This is a genomic window from Streptomyces sp. NPDC088732 (assembly GCF_044751205.1).
Taxonomy (GTDB): domain Bacteria; phylum Actinomycetota; class Actinomycetes; order Streptomycetales; family Streptomycetaceae; genus Actinacidiphila.
The window spans coordinates 53,590-73,726 of sequence record NZ_JBIVLI010000003.1 but is presented as its reverse complement, the minus strand read 5'-3'; the positions used below and the strand labels follow the sequence as shown (position 1 = coordinate 73,726).

The following is a 20,137-nucleotide window of genomic DNA, read 5'->3' as shown; positions in this document are numbered from 1 at the left end:
CCACCGCACTCTCTCGTCCGGACAAGACCTGCCGGCCGGGCGCCGGGAAGCCGGCGCCGACCGTGCCACCGCGTGCAAAGGCCAAGCGAGGGGCCCGTATTCCCGCCCTGGAGGGGCGGGGCACCGCCTGCGGCGTTCCTGTGGCCGGCGCACGCCGTCCGCAGGGCGGGACAGCGTACCCGGAGTGACGGTCCACCTGCGCGGGGACATGCAGGTATGGCCTTTCTCGGTGTCGACGTCGGCACATCCAGCAGCAAGGGCGTCCTGGTCGACGCTTCTGGCGCCGTGCGCGCGACCGCGGTGCGCGAGCACGCCGTCTCCCGCCCGAGGCCGGGACACGCCGAGATGGACGCCGAGGTGTGGTGGCAGGAGTTCCGCGGCATCACGCGCGAGCTCCTGACCGGTGGCGTGCGGGTGGAGGCGGTCGGTGTCAGCGGCATGGGCCCGTGCGTCTGCCTGGCCGACGCCGCGGGCCGGCCGCTGCGCCCGGCCGTGCTCTACGGTGTGGACACGCGGGCCGTCGCGCAGATCGCCCGGCTCGACGCCGAGCTCGGCCGGGAGGCCGTCCTCGACCGGTGCGGCAGTGTGCTGTCGACGCAGGCGGTGGGGCCCAAGGTGGCCTGGGTGGCCGAGCACGAGCCGGAGGTGTTCGCGGCCGCGCGGCGCCTGCTCATGCCGGCCTCCCTTCTCGCCCACCGGCTGACCGGCGCCTATGTGCTCGACCACCACTCGGCCAGCCAGTCCGTCCCGTTCTACGACGCGCGGGCGCAGGACTGGTACCGCCCGTGGGTGGACGCCGTATGGCCGCACGCGGAGCTGCCTGAGCTGCGCTGGCCCGGGGAACAGGCCGGAACGGTGACGGCCGGTGCGGCGGCGGCCACCGGGCTCCTGCCGGGCACGCCCGTCATCACGGGAACCATCGACGCCTGGACCGAGGCCGTCAGCGTCGACGCGACACACCCGGGCGACCTGATGCTGATGTACGGCACGACGATGTTCCTCGTCGCCACCGTCACCGGGCAGTTGCGCGTGCCCGAACTGTGGAGCACCGTCGGTGCGTTCCCCGGCACCCGCTCGCTCGCCGGCGGCATGGCCACGTCCGGAGCGGTGACCGAGTGGCTGCGCGGCCTGTTCGGGTCACCCGGCCACGCCGCCCTGCTGGCGGAGGCCGCCGACAGCGGCGTCGGTGCGCGCGGCCTCGCGATGCTCCCGTACCTCGCCGGGGAGCGCACCCCGATCGCCGACCCCGACGCCCGCGGGGTGATCGCCGGTCTCACCGTCGAGCACACCCGCGGCGACCTCTACCGGGCCGCGCTGGAGGCGACCGCGCACGGAGTGCGCCACAACATCGAGGCCATGCGGCAGGCGGGCGCCGGGATCCGGCGGGTCGTCGCGGTGGGCGGGGGCACGCAGGGCGAGTTGTGGACGCGGATCGTCTCCGACGTCACCGGGCTGCCGCAGGACATTCCCACGATCACGGTCGGCGCCGCCTACGGGGCCGCCCGGCTGGCCGCCGGCCTGTCCGGCGAGGCGGACACCGCGATGTGGAATCCGGTGCGCGAGCGGCGCACACCGGACCCGGAGGCGGGGGCCGTGTACGACGGGCTGCACCGCCTGTACCGGGACCTGTATCCGGCGACCCGCGACACGGTCCATGCCCTGGCCCGGTTCCGGCGCGAAGCCGAAGGAGGCCAGGTCACCGGGCCCGCCCGGCCGGGCGGCGTCAGCGGCTGAGCAGTGGCAGCGCGGCGAAGGTGTGGTCCCGCCAGATGAGGCGGGACGCCTCTTCCGGGTACGCGGCGACGGCCGGCTCACCGCCGAAGAGCCGCACGAGGCGCTGCTCGCTGTCGTACGCGGGCCATCCGGGGTCGCCGTCGGCGGCGAACGACGTCCAAGCGGCCCGCATCCGGCCGGACAGCCCCTCCGCCTCCGGGGAGGGCGCCTCACCGATCAGCATGGCCGGCTGCCCGCGGTCCAGGTTGCCGAAGACGAGCGGTACGTCCAGGCCGTGGCAGGCGCCGAGCATGCCGCCCATACCGGGGGCGGGCCACACCAGCTCGTAGACGTGCGCGCGGCCTCCGGCGGCCGACTGCGCCTCGGCGAGGTGCAGCGACGGCATGCGGAACAGCCAGTCGGAGTGGACGAGTTCGTACAGCTCGTCCGGGCCCGCCGCCGGGAAGGCGTCGCGGTAGCGCCGCACGCCGTCGGGACCGGGCGCGAAGACGCGCAGCGCGTCGGCGGCCTGCTCCTCGTCCACCTCGCCGAGCAGACCGCCGAGGAGGGTGAACAGGCGGTGCTCGTCGCGGGTGTGGCCGACGAGGAGTTCGATGCCGCGGCCGGCGCCGCCGGCGAGGGCCTGCCACGGCGTGACGGCCAGGACGTCGCCGTCGACGACGGGGGAGAAGGCGATCGCCCGGTGGGCGGGCAGGCCCCACCGCGCGGCCCACTGGCCCATCTTGGCGCCGACCGCGTCACCGGCGGAGGACAGCCGGTCCGGCGCGACGCCGGACAGATCGGCCACTGTGGGCCGCAGCCCGAGTTCGGCGGCACAGGCGGCCGTGATGTCCGCGGCGAGCTCCGGCGAGAAGAACGTGCCGGGCACGCTCTGCGCTACGGCCCGCTGGAAGAGCCCGGCCGCACGGTCCATGGCCAGCAGCGCCGCGACCGACCCACCGCCCGCCGACTCGCCGAACACCGTGACCCGGCCCGGGTCCCCGCCGAAGACCCGGATGTTGTCGCGCACCCACTCCAGAGCCGCGACCTGGTCGAGCAGGCCCCGGTTGGCGGGCGCCCCCTCGATCTGCGCGAAGCCCTCCATCCCCACGCGGTAGTTGAACGTCACGACGACGACACCGCCGTCGCGCGCGAGCCGGCCGCCGTCGTACTCGGGGAGGCCGGACATGCCGAACACATAGCCGCCGCCCTGGATCCACACCATCACCGGCAGGTCCGCGCCGGGATCCGGCTCGGGCGACCAGACGTTGACCGTCAGCCAGTCGCCGCCCGCGGCGTCCCCCGAGAGCGCGTCCATGCCGAAGTGGCCGCCCTGCGGGGGCGGCGGACCGTACGAGACCGCCTCCCGCACCCCGCTCCACCCCTCCGCCGGTCGCGGCGCGCCCAGGCGCAGCGCCCCGACCGGGGCCTCGGCGAACGGAATGCCCCGGAACACCGCCACGCCCGCCTCCCGGCTCCCGCGCAGCCTCCCACCCACCGCGAGAACCTCGGGCCGCGACCCGGTCGGGCCGGACTCGGCAACGGTCATCACAACGTCCTCTCAGGCGGGCGGAGGGGGTGAGTTCTGGCAGTGACACCCCCGGCCCTGCGGATCCTCCACGGCGAGGGGATGCGGCGCCAGCGGTTTTTCGGGGGGACGGGCTGCGGCGCCGGGTGAGGCGAAGCCGAACAAGATCACCGCGAGTACGCTGTGAGCCACTTCGCCAGAGTGATGCGGTCAAGGACGGGTGACACCTCGCCGGCGATCGCGGGCCGCATGACCACGGGGGAGACATGCCCTTCTTCAAAGCCGTTCTGTTCGACTGGGTCGGAACACTCATCGTCCCCAAGTGGGGTCCCACCCGGACCGGGCACAGGGGGGCTTCGTGGATCCGACACTCATTGCGGCAACTTGGGCGTGACTCCTCCGAGGCGGAGATCCAGCGGATCAGTGCGGCCCTGAGTGCAGCAGGCGAGCTCCCTCACGTCGTGCAGGGCTGGGCGGGAGCCGACCTGTCGGCGGCAGCACACCGCGACAGCTACGATCGGTGGATCGATGCCGCAGGAGCGGACTCGGCCCTGGGCGACCAGATGTACACCGCACTGTCCGATGCGGTCGACAACGCCTTTGCCTCCGATGTCGAACCTACTCTCGCGGCGCTCAAGGCAGCCCGCCTGAAAGTGGCGATCATCAGCGACATCCACGTCGACATCCGCCCCGCATTCGTGGAGCGCGGCCTTGATGCGTATATCGACGATTTTGTCCTGTCCTTTGAACACGGCGTGGCCAAGCCCGACCCCGCCATCTTCCGCGTCGCCCTCAGCCGGCTCGGAGTACAGCCCGAAGAGGCACTGATGGTCGGCGATCGCCCCAGCCACGACGGCGCAGCCGTCGAAGCCGGGATCCCCACCCTGCTCGTCCCGCCGTTGACGAAGGCGACCGAGGAACGACTGCACCTCGCACTCGCGGCCTGCGGCATTCGCACCCACTGACAGCGGGCTGCAGCCCAGGCATGCGCTCGACGCCCCGCGTCATGTCGCCCTGAGCCAGGTCAGGAAACACCTGCGTTCTTCCCCGCACCGGCCGCTGCCCGAGGCTTTGACGCTGCTCAGGCTGGAGGCGGGGCCGTACGGATCGGAGGTCAGCGTGCAAGCTTCCCGTACCGGGTGCAGAGCGTAGGAGCCGAATCCAACCAAAGCCGCGATGCCCGCCGATACGTGCTGACGACCCTGCTGTGGCGGGGAGGACACGCTGCGATGCTATCGGTGCTTTCCACGCATTGAGGCCCTGCCGACTTCCCTGGCAGATGGTTGGTGCGACATCGTGCGGCCTGCATGTGTCCACTCCGGTTTCGTCGCCAGATCGAGAGCCCAAAAAGCAGGGCATGAACGTCTGCAGTCTCCCGAAGAGGCGGCGGTCAGACGCTCCACGACGTGAGGTTGTCCCGCAAGTAATCGGCGAGCTCGACCGGTTGAAGGTCGAGCGCCGCCACGGCTGCCACGTCCAACGCGACGCGCACCGGCGAGAAGTCCCCCGTATTCGGGTCGTCCAGCTCGGGGCCGTTGCGGCGGCTCACGTCCATGTCCACGAGGTCGGCACGGAAATAGTGCTGGACGACCGTGATCCGCTCGCCGGGCTCGGTCGTGGTCAGGAACTCGCCGGCCGGGCCGATGGTGCCGCCGATTTCCTCCATGACCTCGCGACGCAAGGCGCCTTCGAGGCTGTCATCGCCGGGTTCGACGCCCCCGCCCACAGTTGTGTAGTAGACGGACCCGCCCGGCCATCCGCGTCGCAGGAACACCAGATGATCGTGGTCAAGGAGAACCGCGCGAACTCTGTGCCGCACCTTCATCCTCGTGACGGTAGTGCATTCGCTCTTCCGGCTCGGCGGCCTTGCAAAGATGTCCCACAGTAGAGCTGTTCGCCGACTCGGCGAGCGCGCCTGGCAAGCAGGATGAGCTCTTCGGCCAGCGGCTGCACGGCCTCCACGTCCGCTCCGTGCAGTTCCTCCGCCTGCACCCAGCGGGCGACAACGGCGGGCATGTCGGCGTCGCGTAAAGCCGCCAGAGCGTCCCGTGTCGGGGGACGGAGTTCTGATACCCAGGGTCCCGTCACCCCCGGGTTGTCCTCGTCCACGAGGCCGTGGGGGCCCGGAGTGGGGGAGGCCGGCCACACGGTCGTCGCCTCCACCAGGTCCACTCGCCAGGGAATCCGATGAATGGCAGCGATCAGCTGTCCCAGGATGACCGCCGGATCCACGCGCTTGGCTTCGACCCCGTCGAACACGGGGTGCCCCGCCCCGATGAGGATGTTCTGCGGGTCCAGACGGGGAGTTTCCCCGGAGCCGGGGCCGAAGCGGGCTCCGGGGCTTCCGGGTTACCGGGTTGCGGCGCGGGCGTAGAACGCGGCGAGCTCGTGGGGGTTCTTGGTGTAGACGTCGATCTTGTGCACCACGCCGCCGGCGACCTGGTGGATCTCCACCATGGTCAGCGGGAACACCTCGCCGGTGGTGTGCGCGGTGAGGGTCCCCGTGAGTGTTCCGACGACGCCGGCCGGGCCCTGGAACACCTGGGCATCGGTGATGGCGACGCCTGCGTGGGCCGTCATCGCGCCCAGGACCGACTGCGCGAAGGCCTCGCGGCCCCGGTGGACACCGCCGTACGGGAGTTGGGCCGGCTCGTCGACGATCACCCCGGGGGCGAGCCTGGCCAGCACACCCGCCACGTCGCCCTTGGCCAACGCGTCGTACAGCCCGCGTACGACGTCCGCGGGGTTCTCCGTCACGGCCTCGGTCCGCTCGCTCATCTTGGGCGTCCTTTCGTTCGGGCCCCGGAGGATCGGGGCACGCACCATGCAACGCCGGACGGCGGCGCCGGGGGAGTCCTTGCCGTGAGGGGTACTGGCAGGGACCCCCACCCCTCACGCTGCCTGCCTACCCTGTCCTCATGGACAACCGGGACGCAGTCAGCGCATTCCTCCGTTCCCGACGCGACAGCATCACGCCCGAGCAGGCGGGTCTGCCGGTGTACGGGCAGCGGCGGGTGGCCGGGCTGCGCAGGGGCGAGGTCGCCGCGCTCGCCGGGGTGAGCGTCGAGTACTACACACGCCTGGAGCGCGGCAATCTGAAAGGCGTCTCCGACAGCGTGCTGGACGCCCTCGCCCGGGCGCTGCGGCTCGACGACACCGAGCGCATGTACCTGCGCGACCTCGCCCGCGCCGCGGGCCCGGCGCCCCAGGTGCGGGCCCCGCGGCGGGAGACCCGTTCGGCGGTGCGGCCCAGCGTGGCGCGGATCGTCGAGGGGATGCCGGAGATGCCGGCGTACGTGATGAACAACCGGCTCGACACGCTGGCCGCCAACCCGCTGGGCCGGGCCCTGTATGCGGAGATGTTCGCCGACCCGGTGTGCGGGGCGAACGTCGCCCGGTTCGCGTTCCTCAACGCCGCTGCCACGCGGTTCTACACCGACTGGGAGCGCATGGCCCGTTTCGCCGTCGGCGCGCTGCGCGTCGAGGCGGGGAAGAGCCCCCACGACCGCGAGCTGTCGAACCTGATCGGTGAACTGTCCACCCGCAGCGACGCGTTCCGGGTGCTGTGGGGGTCCCACAGCGTGCATGTCTTCCGCGACACCACGAAACGCCTCCACCATCCGCTTGTCGGTGACCTGGAACTCGACCAGGAGACCATGAGCCTGCCGGACGACAGCGGCCTGAGCGTGGTCGTCTACAGCGCGCCTCCCGGGACCGCGGCCGCGGACGGCCTGAAGCTGCTCGCCGCCTGGTCCGCCACGTCCGGGCGGGAGCAGGACGCCGGGCAGGCGTGATGGGCGGCGTGCCGGACGACGGATCGGCCGGGTACGGCGCGATGGCCGTACCCGGCCCGATCCGCTCTTGTCATGTCAAAGGTGTTCGGCGACGACTGTCTGCGCGGCCTCTGCATCAGGGGGTCATATGCGGTCCTGGAGCAGCGCGATGAGCTTCGCCTCGGTCTTCTTGTCCGCGTCCCGCTTGAGGGTGACGACCTGGATGGTGCAGAGCCGGTCGTCGAGGGTGAACCCCGTCATCATCGAGTTGTCGATCTGCTCCGAACCGGCCGTGTTCGGGGAGCCGATGCTCAGCGTCACGGACTGGTAGGTGTCCGGGTTCTCCCAGTTGCACACGCTCTCGCCCACACCGGCATCAGGGTGCCCGCCGTCGTTCTCGCCGATGATCGGCGTGATCTCGTCGGGCTTGAGCAGCGTGCAGGCGTCGACCTTCTTGCCGCTCTGCGAGGAGTCCTTGCCGGAGGCCGCTCCGGTCGCCGGAGCGGAGGTGCCCGAGGCCGAGGAAGAAGTGTCCGACGAGCCGCAGGCGGTGGCCGTCGCGGCCAGGAGCACCAGGCCGACAATCGCCAGGGGTGAAGACTTCACTGTTGTCCTCCGATCGTGGTGCAACGGATGGAGCGCGGCCCTCGGTGGACACGGTCCGCGGTGCGTGTGTCCGGTCCGCCGGCACGACCCGCGCTCTCGATCAAGAAGACGTCACCCCTGACGGGACGGGTTGCGGACCGGTGTCACAGGCGGGCAACCGAGTGTCACCACTGGATCACAGGGGTGGCACCGGGCGTTCAACTCCCTCGGCGCTCATGCGTCGAGGCGTCCGGGCGTCGGTACGCCCCGCGCGTTCCCGGCGGGCGGTTGTCACGGATCACCGGCGTTCCCGGTCGTGCCTGAGGACGGCGAAGCAGTCGCGCTTCGTCCCGGACGACGTTCCCGGAAAGGTTTCTCATGGCAGGCCATGATGCTCCCGAACGTGACGGCGACGGCCCGCTCCCGTGGTCGGCCGGTGCCTGGGAGCAGGCGTTCGGCTGTGACAGCGTTCACACGACCATGGACAGGTACGGCGTCCTGGTCGGCTACAGCGGCTCCGTGTCCAGCAGGAGGGCGCTGTCCTACGCGGCCGGGATGGCGCGGCGTGCCGGCACCGTGCTCATCGTCGTCCATGTCACCAGGCAGAACGCCCTCGCGTCCTTCTTCGGGTTCGAGGCGCCGCGCGTCCAGCGGGGCGGGCCGGACGGGATGCGCACGCTGGCGCGCCGGCTCGCCCGCGAGGAGCACCTGGCGGATGTGCCCTGGACCCTAGTCCGGCGCAGCGGTGTCATCGCCGACGAGCTGGAGACGGCCGGCCGCAAGTACCGGGCACGCGCCATCATCGTGGGTCAGTCGCGGGGGCCCGGCAGCAGGCTTTTCGGCTCGATCTCCCGCACCCTGGCCCACCGCGCCCAGCGGCCGGTCATCGTCGTCCCCTGACCGGCCGGCGTACCGAGGCGGCAGCCGCCGGCGCCCGTCCGTTCCGTACCCTGGCGGCATGCGTATGCGCCCCACCTTGAGCTGGACCCCCACCGAGGACCTGCCTGCGGCCACCACGGATCTGGAGCCGGTCGCCGACGCGCTGGGCGCCGGCGGTGTGCTGGTGCTCAGCGGGGCCGGCATCTCCACGGAGTCGGGCATCCCGGACTACCGGGGCGAGGGCGGCAGCCTGAGCCGGCACACCCCGATGACCTACCAGGACTTCACCGGGGACGCCCGGGCGCGGCGCCGGTACTGGGCGCGCAGCCATCTCGGGTGGCGCACCTTCGGCCGGGCCCGGCCCAACGCGGGTCACCGGGCGGTGGCGGCGTTCGGGCGGCGCGGCCTGCTGTCCGGTGTGATCACCCAGAACGTGGACGGCCTGCACCAGGCCGCCGGCAGCGAGGGGGTCGTCGAACTCCACGGAAGCCTGGCCCGGGTGGTCTGCCTCTCCTGCGGCGCGTTCAGCCCGCGCGGCGAGCTCGCCCGGCGGCTGGAGGAGGCCAACCGGGGCTTCGAGCCGGTGGCCGCGGCGATCAATCCGGACGGCGACGCCGACCTCACCGACGATCAGGTGGGGGACTTCCACGTGGTGCCCTGCGTGGTCTGCGGCGGTGTCCTCAAGCCCGACGTGGTCTTCTTCGGCGAAGCCGTGCCGCAGCAGCGGGTCGAGCAGTGCCGCGCGCTGGTGAGCGAGGCGGCTTCGCTGCTGGTGCTGGGATCATCGCTGACGGTGATGTCCGGGCTGCGGTTCGTTCGTCAGGCGGCCCAGGAGGGGAAGCCGGTGCTGATCGTCAACCGGGACGTCACGCGCGGCGACCGCCATGCGCTCACCCGGGTCGCGCTCCCGCTGGGAACGGCGCTCACCACCGTCGCCGGGCGGCTGGGCGTCCCCGTCGAGCCCGCTCACTCCGCGGCCGGGTCCGAAGCCGCGGTGGCGGACGCGGGCGCGGCGACGGCGTAGTCCTCCCAGGCACGGAGGAACGTCTGGATGGCCTGCCGGTTGCGCTGCAGCACGTCGATGCGGCGTTCGATGCTGCTGAGCTGGCGGCGCAGTCCGTCCAGGTCCTTGGCCGCCGGGCAGTTCGAGGGGTCGGTCTTCACCTTCCCGGCCTCCAGGCAGGGGAGCACCTCGCGGATCATGTCCGTCGTGAGGCCGGCCTCGAGGAGTTCGCGGATCTGCAGGACGCGGTCGATGGCCGGTTCGCCGTAGGTGCGGTATCCGTTGGCGCCCCGGAAGGGGTGCAGGATGCCGACCTCTTCGTAGTACCGCAGCAGCCGCGGTGCCACGCCGGTCCTTGCGGCAAGGTCTCCGATCTTCATGCACTCTCCTTCGTGGTGTCGGCCGGCGATCGCGCGCCGGTTGACCTTCACATTAATGGAAAGGTTTAGCTTTTTTCCACGGCCCAGCCCTGCTCAGGCGCGTTGACCGAGGCCGCTTCGAGGAGAAATGCGAGATCGCGACATGACGACGACGGGTTCCAGGCCGGACAAGGGCAAGCCGGGCGCCGGCGGATGGACCGCGGAGCGCATGGCCGGGCAGAAGGGCCGGACTTTCGTCGTGACGGGTGCGACGAGCGGCCTCGGCCTGGTGACGGCGCGCGAGCTCGCGGCGCACGGCGGCCGGGTACTGCTGGCCGTGCGCGACGCGGCACGGGGAGAGCAGGTGGCGTCCGCACTGCGCAGCGCATACCCGGGGGCCGAGGCGGAGGTGCGGCAGGTCGACCTGCTGGACCTGGACTCGATCCACCGGGCGGCGGAGGAGATCGGCCGGGAGGAGTCCGTCGACGCACTGATCAACAACGCGGGCATCTCCATGGTCGGGCACGGTGTCACCGCGCAGGGCGCCGAGCGTCATTTCGCCGCGAACCACCTCGGCCACTTCGCGCTCACGGCGCTGCTGGCACCGGTGCTGCGGCGCTCGCCGTCGCCGCGGGTGGTCACCGTGACCTCGTACCTGCACGAGAAGGGCGAACTCGATATGGACGACGTCGCCTGGACACGGACGTACACGCCCCTCGCGGCCTATTCGGCGTCGAAGCTGGCGAACGCGGTCTTCGGCGTGGAGCTGGCCCGGCGTGAGCAGGCGTCGCCGACGCCGATCACCAGCCTTGTCGCACACCCGGGTTACAGCAACACGCCGATGCAGAGCAAGGGGAGCGGCATCACGGGGCTGCTCATGCGCATGTCCGGTCGACTCTTCGCGCAGAGTCCGCAGATGGGTGCCCTGCCGCAGCTGTACGCGGCGACCGAGCCCGGTCTCGCCACCGGCACCTACATCGGGCCCGACGGCCGGGGCGGACGGTCGGGGCACCCCCACCCGGTGCCGTTGTCGGCGGCGGCTCAGGACCCGGAGCTCGGACGCCGCCTGTGGGAGCGCTCGCAGCAGCTGACCGGCATCGACTGGGACACCTCCCGCGCCGCGAACACGGCCACGGGGGCGGGCGCCTGACGCGCGGAAACGCGAAGGCCCCCTCCGGCCTTGCGTGTCCGAGGGGGCCTTCTGCCGCGGAGCCGCCCCAGCGGGGCCGCCGTGAGCTCAGATCGTCGGGATGTCGTCGACGGTCTCCTGGTGCGGTTCGAGGATGAACCTCCAGCCGGCGCTGGGCTCCATGAAGCGCACTCGGGTGGGGTAGATGTCCAGGGCGCGGCGGTCACGATTCTGGCTGCTCGTGCTCTTGCGCCCGCGCGCCGGCTCTTCGAACAGGTCGACCTTGACGTCCGGCACCGCGACGACTTCCTCGTTCCAGCGCTGGACGATTCCCGCGCCGAATGCCTCCCGCGCGGCGTTGTAGAGCGCCTCCAAGGATTCCTTGGTCCCGTCGGGCACAAAGAGGGCCAGGTTCAGCAGGACACCGGCACTCTGGAGAACCTCGATTTCCTCCCCGGCCTCGTCGGCGACCCAGATGCCGCGCTCTTCGGCATTGTCCGGAAGAACGTGCACTTCCTCACCGAAGATCGTCCTCGCGGTGAAGGATCCGCCCTCGAAGCTCTTGCCCGGCTTCACAAGGAAAGCCGGGGCGTAGCAGTCGAGCGGGAGGTCTTCCGTCGATGCCGAGACGAATATCGCGTCCTGGTGGCTCAGCTCGGCGACCTCTTCCGAGGTGAGACGCCGGGCCACAACCTTCTCGGTATTCACGCTGTTTCCCTTCTCCGTACAGCCAAGGACAGGGCGGCGGGCCGCTCTTCGCGGCTCGGCCGCGACCCACCCGGCGGCCCGGCGGTGACCTCGGGGTCAAGCGGTGCCGGCCGTGGGGTGCGTCGCTCGACGTCGCCGCCCCGGACAAGATCCCAGACCCGGACCCGGGCAGCAAATCCGCCCGGGGAAAGGCTTACTGACCCCTTCGGGAGCGGGATTACGTGCCGGTTGATGCGGCCGGCGCCAGGCCGGTGGAAAGAAGCCTGCCGCGCGGAATTCCCCTTGCGGCGCCCGGCGCCCGGCGCCTTGGACGCGGCCGAATCGCCGGAATCGCCGGACCCCGCCGGCAGCAGGTGGTATCGGCGCCGTCATCGCGCCCGCATCCGGTAGGCGAGGACACCGGAGGGAACGGCGACCGCCAGCAGCCCGCCGCCGGCGTGGGCGCTGCCGAGCACCTCGTGGTGGACCGGGATCGTCAGGACGCACCGTCCGGTGCCCGGGTCCCGCAGCCGCACCGTCCTGTCATCGGCGCTGACGGGGACACCGTCGAGGAAGAGCACCGCGGACACCTCGCCGCTGTGCCCGGTCAGCGTCCGCACGGGACGGCCGGTCGTGGGATCCCAGATGCGTGCGGTCGCGTCCCGCCCGCCGCCGGCGAGAAGCGTCCGGCCCGCCGCCTCGAAGGAGCACACGCTCCGCACCAGATCGGTATGTCCCTCCAGCACCGCCACTTCCACGCGCGGTACGACCGAGGTCCACGCCGTCTCGAAGAGCATGGGTTCACGCTAGTTGCTCTGACCGGGAAGGTCTGCCGGGTTGGCGGATCATTCCCGCTCGGAGGCAGCGGCAAGGTGACGGCGGCAGAAGTCGGCAGCCGTGAGGTGGGGCCTGTGCAGCGCATCGCTGTAAAGCCGCATCTCACGAGCCGCTCGATCCAAGTGTCGCCAAAAAGTGAGGGGAAGGTCTAGGTCGTCGCCGAGATCGACCAGGCAGTCGAAGGCGAGTCCCAGCTCGTTGTGCTCCAGGAACTCCAGCGTCGATGAGAGATCGATGTCCGGCAGGCGCGTGAGGTGGGCTCGGGCGGCGTCGAGGTGGTCACGGGTCTGATTCCAGCCGGCCTGCAGGGCCTGACGATCGGCGGTCATGGCGCCAGTGTTGCCGGTGAGTTGGTCGAGGTCACGCGACGTGCGCTGGCCGGCCGCCCCGGTGCAGGCCCTTCTCGCTGCGGATGCGAGCACGCTCCTTCCGCCGGGCGGCGAGGACGTCGGGGTGCCGGGCGTTCTGGTTGCGCCATCGCAGGCAGGCGTGCAGGGCCCAGGCCCGGCGGTGTGGTTGCGGTGGTGGGAGTCGGCGACGGCGCACTGCCGCAGCGGACGGAAGGGGGCCTCTACGGGGTTGGCCCAGGACGCGCAGCCCGCGGCATTCCTTCAGGCTCGCCCCATGCTTGCACCTCCGCGTAGGAGAGGGTCGTGAGGTCCGCCGGCCGGCCGTCGCGGATGGCCGTCGCGGTGGTCACAGCCGCCGCCAGGGCCCTGCGGTAGAGCATCGAGCCGAGGCTGATCCTGCGCACACCCAGTGCGGCCAGGTCGGCGAGGGCGGGTCCGGTCGGCGTGTACAGAATGTTCAGCGGGACGACGAGGGTTGCCGTCAGCGCGGCGATCGCGTCCGGGTCCGACAGCCCCGGCACGAACACCCCGTCCGCACCGGCCTGTTCGTACACCGCGAGGCGCGCCGCTGTCTCCTCCTCCTGACGTCCGAGCCAATAGGTGTCGGTGCGGGCGTTCACGAACAGCTCCGGCACGGCGGCCTTGACGGCGGCGATCTTCGCGGCGTGCGACTCCACGGGGGCGAGGGTGCCGTCCGGGCGGCCGTCTTCGAGGTTGATCCCGGCGGCTCCTGCGGAGTGGAGCTTCCGGGCCAGCTCAGCCACTTCCTCCGGGTCCTCGCTGAAGCCCCCTTCGGCATCGACCGTGAACAGAAAGGAGCCGCGTCCGAGTCGGCGGGCCAGAGCCGAGGTCGCTTCGGCGGTCGCCGCCGCCCCGTCCGTCAGACCGGCGGCTGCCGCCACGCCCAGGCTCGTGGTGCCGATCGCCGCGAAGCCCTGCGCCGCCAGAGCGGCCGCAGAGGCGTGGTCCCAGGCGTTGGGAAGCAGCAGCGGGGTGGCCTGGTGATGCAGGCGGGCGAAGTCGGTCAGCGGGCGTCGGCGCAGGCCGTCGGCCAGAGCAAGTGCGTGGGCCCGGCCGGGACAGACCCGCGGTGGTGCGCCGAAGGTGAGCGGCACGGGGTGCACGCGATGGGCGGCCGCGAGATCCAGGAGAACCGCATCGCCCTCGGCGATCTCTCGACCGGCGACCCGGGTGGAACGCGTGGCGACCCGGCGCATCGCCGATACGGGCGGAGCCTCCCGGAGCACTCGGGCCAGCGGTACGTCGCTGTCGGCCGCGGTCTCCACCAGGGCAGCCGTCGCCGCGCAGGCCTGCACCAGCAGCCCGATGCGGTTGGCAGCGGCCTCCATGCCGTCCTCATCCGCGTTCCGTGGCGCCAGCCGCGCCATGAGATGGGCCACCGCCTCGTCAGCGGCTGCGTCCGTACCCCCGAAGTAGGCCCCGGCAATGACGGTCACCGCCTCCGCGACCATCCCGGGCTCCGGCATTCCCAGGGCCTCGGCGAGAATACGCACCACCCGCACGCGTACCTCCCCTTCCGGCCCCGCCGCCACCGCCCGCCGTAGTGAGGCGGGCTCCAGCCGGGACAGTTCGGCCTCCACCAGAGCGCGCCGCCGCCGGTGCTGCTCACCGGAGCTGAATCGGGCCACGGTGGCACGCAGCCACGCGACACTCGCCCCGACGGGACCGTCGTCGGCAGCAGGCAGCTCCGGGACCAGTGCGGGGTCGGCGAGCGCCGCTCGCACGTCCTCATAGCGGTCGAACTCATGGATCGTCGTCGACGTCATGGCCCTGACGCTAGGGCCGGGACAGTTCGCCGCTCCCCGAACCGTCCCTGCGGCATCATGACCTTGTGCCCCCACTCGCCGAGACCGCCGCCCTGTTCGCCGACCGCACCCGGGCCGCCTTCTGCCAGGCGCTGCTCGACGGACGCGCCTGGACCGCAGGCGAGCTTGCCCGGCACGCAGGGGTGCGGGCCTCCACCGCCAGCGAGCAGCTCTCCCGCCTCATTGCCGGCGGAGTGCTGACCGAGGAACGCCAGGGCCGGCACCGCTATGTCCGGCTGGCCGACCCGGAGACAGCCGCCCTCGTCGAAGCCCTCGCCTCGTACGCATCGGACACCCCGAGCCCGCAGAATCTGCGGGAATCGGTGCGGTTCAGTGCCGAAGCACGGGCCCGCACCTGCTACGACCACCTGGCGGGGCAGCTGGGCGTTGCCCTGGCGGACGCGATGATCGCCCGAGACCTGGTCGCCGCCGACTCCGGGCTCGCCGTCACCCCGGCGGGCCGGGCATGGCTGAGCGAGCATCTCGGCTTCGAGCAACCTCCAGGTGCCCGGCGGCCTCTGGTGCGAAGCTGCCTGGACTGGACCGAGCGTCGGCCCCACCTCGCCGGAGCGCTGGGCGCGGCACTGTGCAGCACGGCGTTGGAACGGACATGGGTGCGGCGCATCGGCTCCGGGCGGGCGGTGAAGGTGACGCCCGAAGGGACCGAGGCGTTCCGGGAGTTGCTGGGAGCGGCGGTCTGACCACTCGACCTGCGCTCCGGGAGTGGTTCGCCCACGGGAGAGGGCCGGCCCTTCGGGGGCCGGCCCTCCTGCCTCAACGGGGTTCGCGTCCGGGGCGCGCCGGCGGCCCGTTTCCGGTGCCGCCGGCGCGGTTCCCGACGCTTCCCGCGGCTACTTGCGCTTCAGCGTGAAGTTGCCGGTGACCGTCTCCCCCTTCTTCAGCTTGATCGTCGTGACGGTCGGCTGGTAGCCGTCCTTGGCGACGATGACGGTGAGCGGGTTGTTGCGGACGTCGAGCCACAGCCCGTACGTGCCGTCCGCGGCCGTGGTGAGGGTGTAGGACGAGGCCCAGCTGTCGATCTGGACGGTCGCCCCGGCCAGCGGCGCGGTGCCGCCGGTGGCCGTGTTGCCCAGGACGAGACCGGCGATCTTCCCCCAGGTCTTGGGCGGTGCGACATGCAGGGCGACCGGGATGCGCGGCACGGAGTACGGCGTGTCGGTGCCCACGCTCAGACCGGCGGTCAGGTCGCCGGGCTGGGTGATCGAGGCGGCCGTGGCGTCGAGCGAGACGGTGACGACCGCGCTCGCGCCGGGCTGCAGGGTGAGCTGCTGGACGCTCTCCGCGAGCCAGTCGACGTCGCTCGCGCCGCCCTGGTCGTAGCCGGGCAGCACCTCGACCTTGCTGATCGGCGAGCCGGGGGCGTTGCCGCCGCCGGCCTTGTAGAAGCCGGGCGCGCCGCCGCCGCGGTAGGTGGCGACGTTGGCGTTGGGCAGGGTGCCCCAGGTGCCGGACTTCGGGTCGAAGGCCTGGCTGCGGTTGGTGAGGGCGTTGTTGCCGACACCGCCGACCAGGATCAGACGGCCGTTGGCGGCGGCGTACGAGGAACCCCACTGGGCGGCCGGCACGTCGGCGAGCTGCGTCCAGCTGTTGGCGCCCGGGTCGTAGGAGTAGGTGTGGACGACGTCGTTCTCGTTGCCGCCCAGACCACCGGCGCAGTAGATCTGGCCGTCGATGGCGCCGCACGCCTCCCACGAGATGGCCTCGGGGTAGGCGGCGATCTGGGACCAGCTGTCGGTGCTCGCGTCGTAGACGCTGGCGTCCGTGGTGCCGCAGAAGTCGGCGCCGCAGCCACCGATCATGTACAGCTTGCCGTCGAGGACGGCCGTGCCGGAGCCGGCGTACGGCTTGGGCGCGGACGCACCGGTGGTCCAGCTGTTCGACTGCGGGTTGTAGATCTCCAGCTTCGCGTCAGGGGCGCCGCTCGGGCCCCAGCCGCCGACGGCGTAGAGCTTGCCGTCGATGAAGCCGTGCGCGGGGTCCTCACGGGTGTCGGACGCGCTCGCCAGCTTCGTCCAGCTGCCGGCGACCGGGTCGAGGACGTACAGGTCCTTGACGTCGGTCGAGCCGTTGTACCCGAAGGCCGAGTAGAGCTTGCCGTCGAGGGTGTCGACGGCGTTGTCCATGAGGGCGGTCGGGAGGTCCGGGGCCGTCTGCCAAGCGTCGTCGGCCGGGGTCGCGGCGGACGGCGCGGCCTTGGCGGACGACGCGTGGGCCTTGCTGGACAGTGCGGTGTAGTCACCCTTGACGGTGCGCAGGGCGGCGCCCTTGTCCTGCTGGGTGAAGCCGCCGGACTGCTCGCCGAGCTTGACCGTGGCGGCCGCGCCACCGGTGTTCTTGACGGTCAGCTTCTGCGACGCGGAGCCGCCCCAGGCGACGGACGCCGAGACGGAGGCGGGAGTGATCGTGACCTTGCCGGCCTTGAGCTTGAAGTTCGCCTGGACGGCGCTGTCGGCCCCGGTCTTGGCGTTCTTGGTCAGCGAGGTGTACTTGGCCTTGGCCGCGGTGAAGGGGTGGCTGCCGAAGGCGGTGGAGACGAACGAGTAGAAGCCGTCGGGCAGGTTCGGGTCGTCGGGCGTGGCGACCGTGATGGCCTTCTCGGACGGCTTGTCCTGGCTGGTGACGGTGGCTCCGACGATGCCGTCACCGCTGTTGGCGTCGGTCACGTTGCCCACGACCAGGCCGGCGGGGACGGGAGTGAGCTGACGGTTGCCGACGAAAACGTTGTCGACGGACCACCACCATCCGAAGCTGCTGGTGAAGTGGAAGCGCAGCTGCACCGCCGGCTTGCCGGCGAAGTCGGACAGCGAGGCCTCGATCCGGTCACCGGTGACGTCCGGACCGGCGGACCAGATCTTGGTCCAGGTGCTGCCGCCGTCGGCCGTCGCCTCGACGGTCGCCGACTGGTTGTTGTACGACTTGTACTCGGTGCTGAAGGCCACCTCGGGGTCGTTCTTCCCGGTGAAGTCGTAGACCGGGCTGAGCAGCGAGGAGTCCTGCGTGGCCCCGCCGCCGAAGTGGTCGCTGTCGGCGACGGCGAATCCGCCGTCACCGCCGGTGCGGTTGCCGCGGCTGCCCGGGTCGTCGAACTCCCAGCCGCCCGTGGTGCCCTCGGCGTTCTCCACCTTCCAGCCGGCGGGCGGGGCGTCGGTGGCGTCGAACGGCTCGTTGGTGCCGGTCACGTCGATCCGGTAGCCGGGCGGAGTGCCCGTCCAGGAGTCGACCGGGACCGAGATGCCCACCGTCTGCGCGGAGCCGCCGACGGTGATCGTCTTGCTGACGGCCTGGTATCCGGCGGTGGCCGAGGCGACGTGCAGCGTGTAGGAGTGCCCCTGGGGCAGTTCCAGGCTGTACGAACCGGTGGCCGGGTCGGTCCAGACCGCGCCGGGGACGCCGTCCGCGGTGATCTTGGCGTACAGCGGCCAGCCGTGGCCGGAGCCGTCGGTGACCTTGCCGGCGATCGTCTGGCTGGGCACCGCGGCGAGGGTGAAGTTCTTGGTCACCGTGGCGTCGTCGTCGACCGCGACGTCGTCGGCCGAGCCGTCGGAGTAGCCGAACGCCTCGACGGAGATGTCGTAGGTGCCGGTGGCGACGGTCAGGGAGTACGCGCCCGTGGCGTCGGTGTGGGCGACGCTGTCGCCCGCGGTGACGGTCGCGCCGGCGATCGCCTTGCCGGTGGCGCTGTCGGTCACGCTGCCGGTGATGACGCCGTGCGGGCCGCTGCGGAACGCCGACAGACCGGCCGGGGTGCCGAGACCGGTCGGGCCGTCGTAGCCGGTGCCGCCGGTGCAGAGGTACGCCGGGGAGCAGTTGCCGTTGCTGCCGGTGGTGATGTCGTTGATCCCGGTGCCCGCGGCGTACGGGTAGGCGTTCGGGTACGAGCCGGCGACGGGGGTGCCGGCGGCCGCGTACACCGAGGCGATGATGGGCGACGAGACGCTGGTGCCGCCGTAGACCGCCCAGCCGTTGTGGCCGTAGGTCTGGTAGACCGCCACGTCCTCCGCGACGGCGGAGACGTCGGCCAGCGCCCGGTTGTCACAGCCGGTGTCGTGCTGGAAGGCGGGCTTGGGCTCGTACAGCGAGCAGCCCGAACCGGCGAGGTTCCAGGCGGCCTCGGTCCAGCCGCGGGTCGTGGACGGCGCGCGGGTCAGCGTGGTGCCGCCGACCGCGGTGACGTACTGCGAGGCGGCCGGGTAGCTCACGCCGTAGCCGTAGTCACCGGTGGACGCGGTGATCGCCACGCCGGGGTGGTTGTAGTGCGCGTCCAGGTCCGTGGTCTCGGACGGGTCCTCGCCGTTCCCGCCGCGGTAGTCGGTGCCGTAGGAGTTCGAGACGTACTTCGCGCCGAGGGCGACCGCCTGGTCGACGGCGGCGGACAGGCTCTCGAAGCTGTTGTCGTCGGCCTCGACCAGCAGGATGTGCGCGTTGGGCGCGATCGCGGAGACCATGTCGAGGTCGAGCGAGATCTCACCGGCCCAGCCGGGGTCCGGCGTGGGGTAGTTGGTCCCGCCGCGCTGGTCCACCTTGCGGAAGCAGCCGTTGTCGGTGGTGCAGGCCGGCAGTCCGTACTGCGCACGGTAGACGGCGAGGTCCGCCTCGGCGGTCGGGTCGTCGAAGGCGTCCACGATGGCGACGGTCTGCCCGCCGCCGCCGTCGGTGGGCAGGTCGTAGGCGCTCTGCAGGTCGGTGGCGCCGTAGCCGGCCGGCGTCTCTGCCGCCGGCATCAGGCCCTTGGACGCCTTCACATCGGTGCGGCGCAGGGCGAAGCAGCTGAACTGGCCGGGCTTGGGTGTGTCACAGGTCGGTTCGAAGGACGCGCGGCCGGCGGCGGCCGGGGTGGCGGAGTGTGTGTCCGCGACAGCCGTGGCTAACGCCGGTGCCTGCACTCCGAGCACCGCCATGGCGGCGGCGCCGAGGACGGCCAGGCCCCTGGTCACCGTCCGGCGGACAGGGTTTCTGGTTCTCGCTGGTCTGCGCAACGTAACTCCCATGCGTGCTTGCTGGGATCGAGCCGTGTACGGCTCGCGGGCGGCGGTGGACGCCGTGGCGTTCACCCGGGCCCATTAGCGAGATCAGTCCTGAGCATGTCAATGGGGAGGCTGGGCAGCGTTGGTGACGGTGCGTGAGGGAGTCGTTGCTGGAACGGATCACGTGAGCTGGGATTTCTGAAGGTTCAGGGCGGAATGCGTGTCTTCATGTGTTCGTTACGTGAACACCAGATTTCCGTGGCCTATGAATGTTCACGGAAAGTATTGTGGGCGTGAATACGACACACGACGGGAAGTCGCCAGGGTCGGCAACGCCGCCGGAGTTGTTTCCGGCGTGATGTGCGCTTGTGCGCAAGTTGCCTGTGCTGGGGCCTGGTTCGGCCCGGGGCGGCCTCGGCACCCGGCCGTGAGGCCGCAGGTGCGCCCGGGCCGCGGCGAGCGGGTGCCGGACGCCTGCCGGCG

General features: G+C 71.6%; 17 protein-coding genes and 1 pseudogene. 7 read left to right on the top strand and 11 right to left on the bottom strand.

The features are described from left to right. The first annotated feature begins 216 nt into the window (after positions 1-216). Entirely contained in the window at positions 217-1,734 is a 1,518-nt protein-coding gene (locus ACIP9H_RS05825; protein ID WP_401581457.1) for an FGGY-family carbohydrate kinase, read from the top strand. On the opposite strand, the gene ACIP9H_RS05820 is transcribed toward ACIP9H_RS05825, so the two are convergent. Then, positions 1,724-3,262, bottom strand: a complete 1,539-nt coding sequence (locus tag ACIP9H_RS05820) for a carboxylesterase/lipase family protein (RefSeq protein WP_401581454.1) — start codon at positions 3,260-3,262, stop codon at positions 1,724-1,726. The genes ACIP9H_RS05825 and ACIP9H_RS05820 overlap by 11 nt on opposite strands. Before the next feature lie 245 nt (positions 3,263-3,507). Between ACIP9H_RS05820 and ACIP9H_RS05815 the strand changes: the two genes are divergently transcribed. After that, positions 3,508-4,206 carry an HAD family hydrolase gene (locus ACIP9H_RS05815; RefSeq protein ID WP_401957725.1) on the top strand — a complete coding sequence of 233 codons (699 nt, stop codon included), beginning with the start codon at positions 3,508-3,510 and terminating at the stop codon, positions 4,204-4,206. Positions 4,207-4,631: 425 nt separating this feature from the next. On the opposite strand, the gene ACIP9H_RS05810 is transcribed toward ACIP9H_RS05815, so the two are convergent. Both ACIP9H_RS05810 and ACIP9H_RS05805 read right to left on the bottom strand, forming a co-directional pair. Further along, complete coding sequence (locus tag ACIP9H_RS05810; RefSeq protein WP_401581448.1) at positions 4,632-5,066, bottom strand: NUDIX domain-containing protein; 435 nt, start codon at positions 5,064-5,066, stop codon at positions 4,632-4,634. Positions 5,067-5,590: 524 nt separating this feature from the next. Beyond that, positions 5,591-6,019 (bottom strand): nuclear transport factor 2 family protein, encoded by a 429-nt coding sequence (locus ACIP9H_RS05805; RefSeq protein WP_401581445.1) that lies wholly within the window; start codon positions 6,017-6,019, stop codon positions 5,591-5,593. Between the two features lie 140 nt (positions 6,020-6,159). Here ACIP9H_RS05805 and ACIP9H_RS05800 point away from each other — a divergent pair, with 140 nt between their 5' ends. Further along, positions 6,160-7,035 carry a helix-turn-helix transcriptional regulator gene (locus ACIP9H_RS05800; RefSeq protein WP_401581443.1) on the top strand — a complete coding sequence of 292 codons (876 nt, stop codon included), beginning with the start codon at positions 6,160-6,162 and terminating at the stop codon, positions 7,033-7,035. A gap of 123 nt (positions 7,036-7,158) precedes the next feature. Here ACIP9H_RS05800 and ACIP9H_RS05795 read toward each other — a convergent pair whose 3' ends face one another. Beyond that, the gene (locus ACIP9H_RS05795) at positions 7,159-7,620 is read right to left on the bottom strand and encodes a DUF3558 family protein (protein ID WP_401581442.1); all 462 of its coding nucleotides are present in this window, start codon (positions 7,618-7,620) and stop codon (positions 7,159-7,161) included. A gap of 357 nt (positions 7,621-7,977) precedes the next feature. Here ACIP9H_RS05795 and ACIP9H_RS05790 point away from each other — a divergent pair, with 357 nt between their 5' ends. Both ACIP9H_RS05790 and ACIP9H_RS05785 read left to right on the top strand, forming a co-directional pair. After that, the gene (locus ACIP9H_RS05790) at positions 7,978-8,499 is read left to right on the top strand and encodes a universal stress protein (RefSeq protein ID WP_401581439.1); all 522 of its coding nucleotides are present in this window, start codon (positions 7,978-7,980) and stop codon (positions 8,497-8,499) included. Between the two features lie 58 nt (positions 8,500-8,557). After that, complete coding sequence (locus ACIP9H_RS05785) at positions 8,558-9,502, top strand: NAD-dependent protein deacetylase (protein ID WP_401581436.1); 945 nt, start codon at positions 8,558-8,560, stop codon at positions 9,500-9,502. Here the strand turns inward: ACIP9H_RS05785 and ACIP9H_RS05780 are convergent. Next, the gene (locus tag ACIP9H_RS05780) at positions 9,445-9,861 is read right to left on the bottom strand and encodes a MerR family transcriptional regulator (protein ID WP_401581433.1); all 417 of its coding nucleotides are present in this window, start codon (positions 9,859-9,861) and stop codon (positions 9,445-9,447) included. The genes ACIP9H_RS05785 and ACIP9H_RS05780 overlap by 58 nt on opposite strands. A gap of 127 nt (positions 9,862-9,988) precedes the next feature. On the opposite strand from ACIP9H_RS05780, the gene ACIP9H_RS05775 reads away from it, so the two are divergent. After that, positions 9,989-10,990 carry an oxidoreductase gene (locus ACIP9H_RS05775; RefSeq protein ID WP_401581431.1) on the top strand — a complete coding sequence of 334 codons (1,002 nt, stop codon included), beginning with the start codon at positions 9,989-9,991 and terminating at the stop codon, positions 10,988-10,990. Between the two features lie 87 nt (positions 10,991-11,077). On the opposite strand, the gene ACIP9H_RS05770 is transcribed toward ACIP9H_RS05775, so the two are convergent. The 5 genes and pseudogenes from ACIP9H_RS05770 to ACIP9H_RS05750 form a co-directional block, all read right to left on the bottom strand. Further along, positions 11,078-11,677 carry a hypothetical protein gene (locus ACIP9H_RS05770; RefSeq protein ID WP_401581428.1) on the bottom strand — a complete coding sequence of 200 codons (600 nt, stop codon included), beginning with the start codon at positions 11,675-11,677 and terminating at the stop codon, positions 11,078-11,080. Between the two features lie 368 nt (positions 11,678-12,045). After that, positions 12,046-12,453, bottom strand: a complete 408-nt coding sequence (locus tag ACIP9H_RS05765) for a hypothetical protein (RefSeq protein ID WP_401957719.1) — start codon at positions 12,451-12,453, stop codon at positions 12,046-12,048. Between the two features lie 48 nt (positions 12,454-12,501). Further along, positions 12,502-12,822, bottom strand: coding sequence for a MafI family immunity protein (locus tag ACIP9H_RS05760; protein ID WP_401581423.1), 321 nt, complete (start codon positions 12,820-12,822; stop codon positions 12,502-12,504). Positions 12,823-12,853: 31 nt separating this feature from the next. After that, positions 12,854-13,086: pseudogene (locus ACIP9H_RS05755) on the bottom strand (IS630 family transposase); the annotation flags it as partial. Then, positions 13,065-14,630, bottom strand: coding sequence for an isocitrate lyase/phosphoenolpyruvate mutase family protein (locus ACIP9H_RS05750; protein WP_401581421.1), 1,566 nt, complete (start codon positions 14,628-14,630; stop codon positions 13,065-13,067). The gene ACIP9H_RS05750 and the pseudogene ACIP9H_RS05755, both read right to left, overlap by 22 nt. A gap of 65 nt (positions 14,631-14,695) precedes the next feature. On the opposite strand from ACIP9H_RS05750, the gene ACIP9H_RS05745 reads away from it, so the two are divergent. After that, complete coding sequence (locus ACIP9H_RS05745; protein WP_401581418.1) at positions 14,696-15,370, top strand: ArsR/SmtB family transcription factor; 675 nt, start codon at positions 14,696-14,698, stop codon at positions 15,368-15,370. Positions 15,371-15,520: 150 nt separating this feature from the next. Here ACIP9H_RS05745 and ACIP9H_RS05740 read toward each other — a convergent pair whose 3' ends face one another. Continuing rightward, complete coding sequence (locus ACIP9H_RS05740; protein WP_401581415.1) at positions 15,521-19,624, bottom strand: carboxypeptidase regulatory-like domain-containing protein; 4,104 nt, start codon at positions 19,622-19,624, stop codon at positions 15,521-15,523. Between the last annotated feature and the right edge of the window lie 513 nt (positions 19,625-20,137).

Coding starts and splice junctions, on each gene's coding strand:
- ACIP9H_RS05825 (WP_401581457.1), top strand. CDS start 217: ATGGCCTTTCTCGGTGTCGACGTCGGCACATCCAGCAGCAAGGGCGTC.
- ACIP9H_RS05820 (WP_401581454.1), bottom strand. CDS start 3,262: ATGACCGTTGCCGAGTCCGGCCCGACCGGGTCGCGGCCCGAGGTTCTC.
- ACIP9H_RS05815 (WP_401957725.1), top strand. CDS start 3,508: ATGCCCTTCTTCAAAGCCGTTCTGTTCGACTGGGTCGGAACACTCATC.
- ACIP9H_RS05810 (WP_401581448.1), bottom strand. CDS start 5,066: ATGAAGGTGCGGCACAGAGTTCGCGCGGTTCTCCTTGACCACGATCAT.
- ACIP9H_RS05805 (WP_401581445.1), bottom strand. CDS start 6,019: ATGAGCGAGCGGACCGAGGCCGTGACGGAGAACCCCGCGGACGTCGTA.
- ACIP9H_RS05800 (WP_401581443.1), top strand. CDS start 6,160: ATGGACAACCGGGACGCAGTCAGCGCATTCCTCCGTTCCCGACGCGAC.
- ACIP9H_RS05790 (WP_401581439.1), top strand. CDS start 7,978: ATGGCAGGCCATGATGCTCCCGAACGTGACGGCGACGGCCCGCTCCCG.
- ACIP9H_RS05785 (WP_401581436.1), top strand. CDS start 8,558: ATGCGTATGCGCCCCACCTTGAGCTGGACCCCCACCGAGGACCTGCCT.
- ACIP9H_RS05780 (WP_401581433.1), bottom strand. CDS start 9,861: ATGAAGATCGGAGACCTTGCCGCAAGGACCGGCGTGGCACCGCGGCTG.
- ACIP9H_RS05775 (WP_401581431.1), top strand. CDS start 9,989: ATGCGAGATCGCGACATGACGACGACGGGTTCCAGGCCGGACAAGGGC.
- ACIP9H_RS05765 (WP_401957719.1), bottom strand. CDS start 12,453: ATGCTCTTCGAGACGGCGTGGACCTCGGTCGTACCGCGCGTGGAAGTG.
- ACIP9H_RS05760 (WP_401581423.1), bottom strand. CDS start 12,822: ATGACCGCCGATCGTCAGGCCCTGCAGGCCGGCTGGAATCAGACCCGT.
- ACIP9H_RS05750 (WP_401581421.1), bottom strand. CDS start 14,630: ATGACGTCGACGACGATCCATGAGTTCGACCGCTATGAGGACGTGCGA.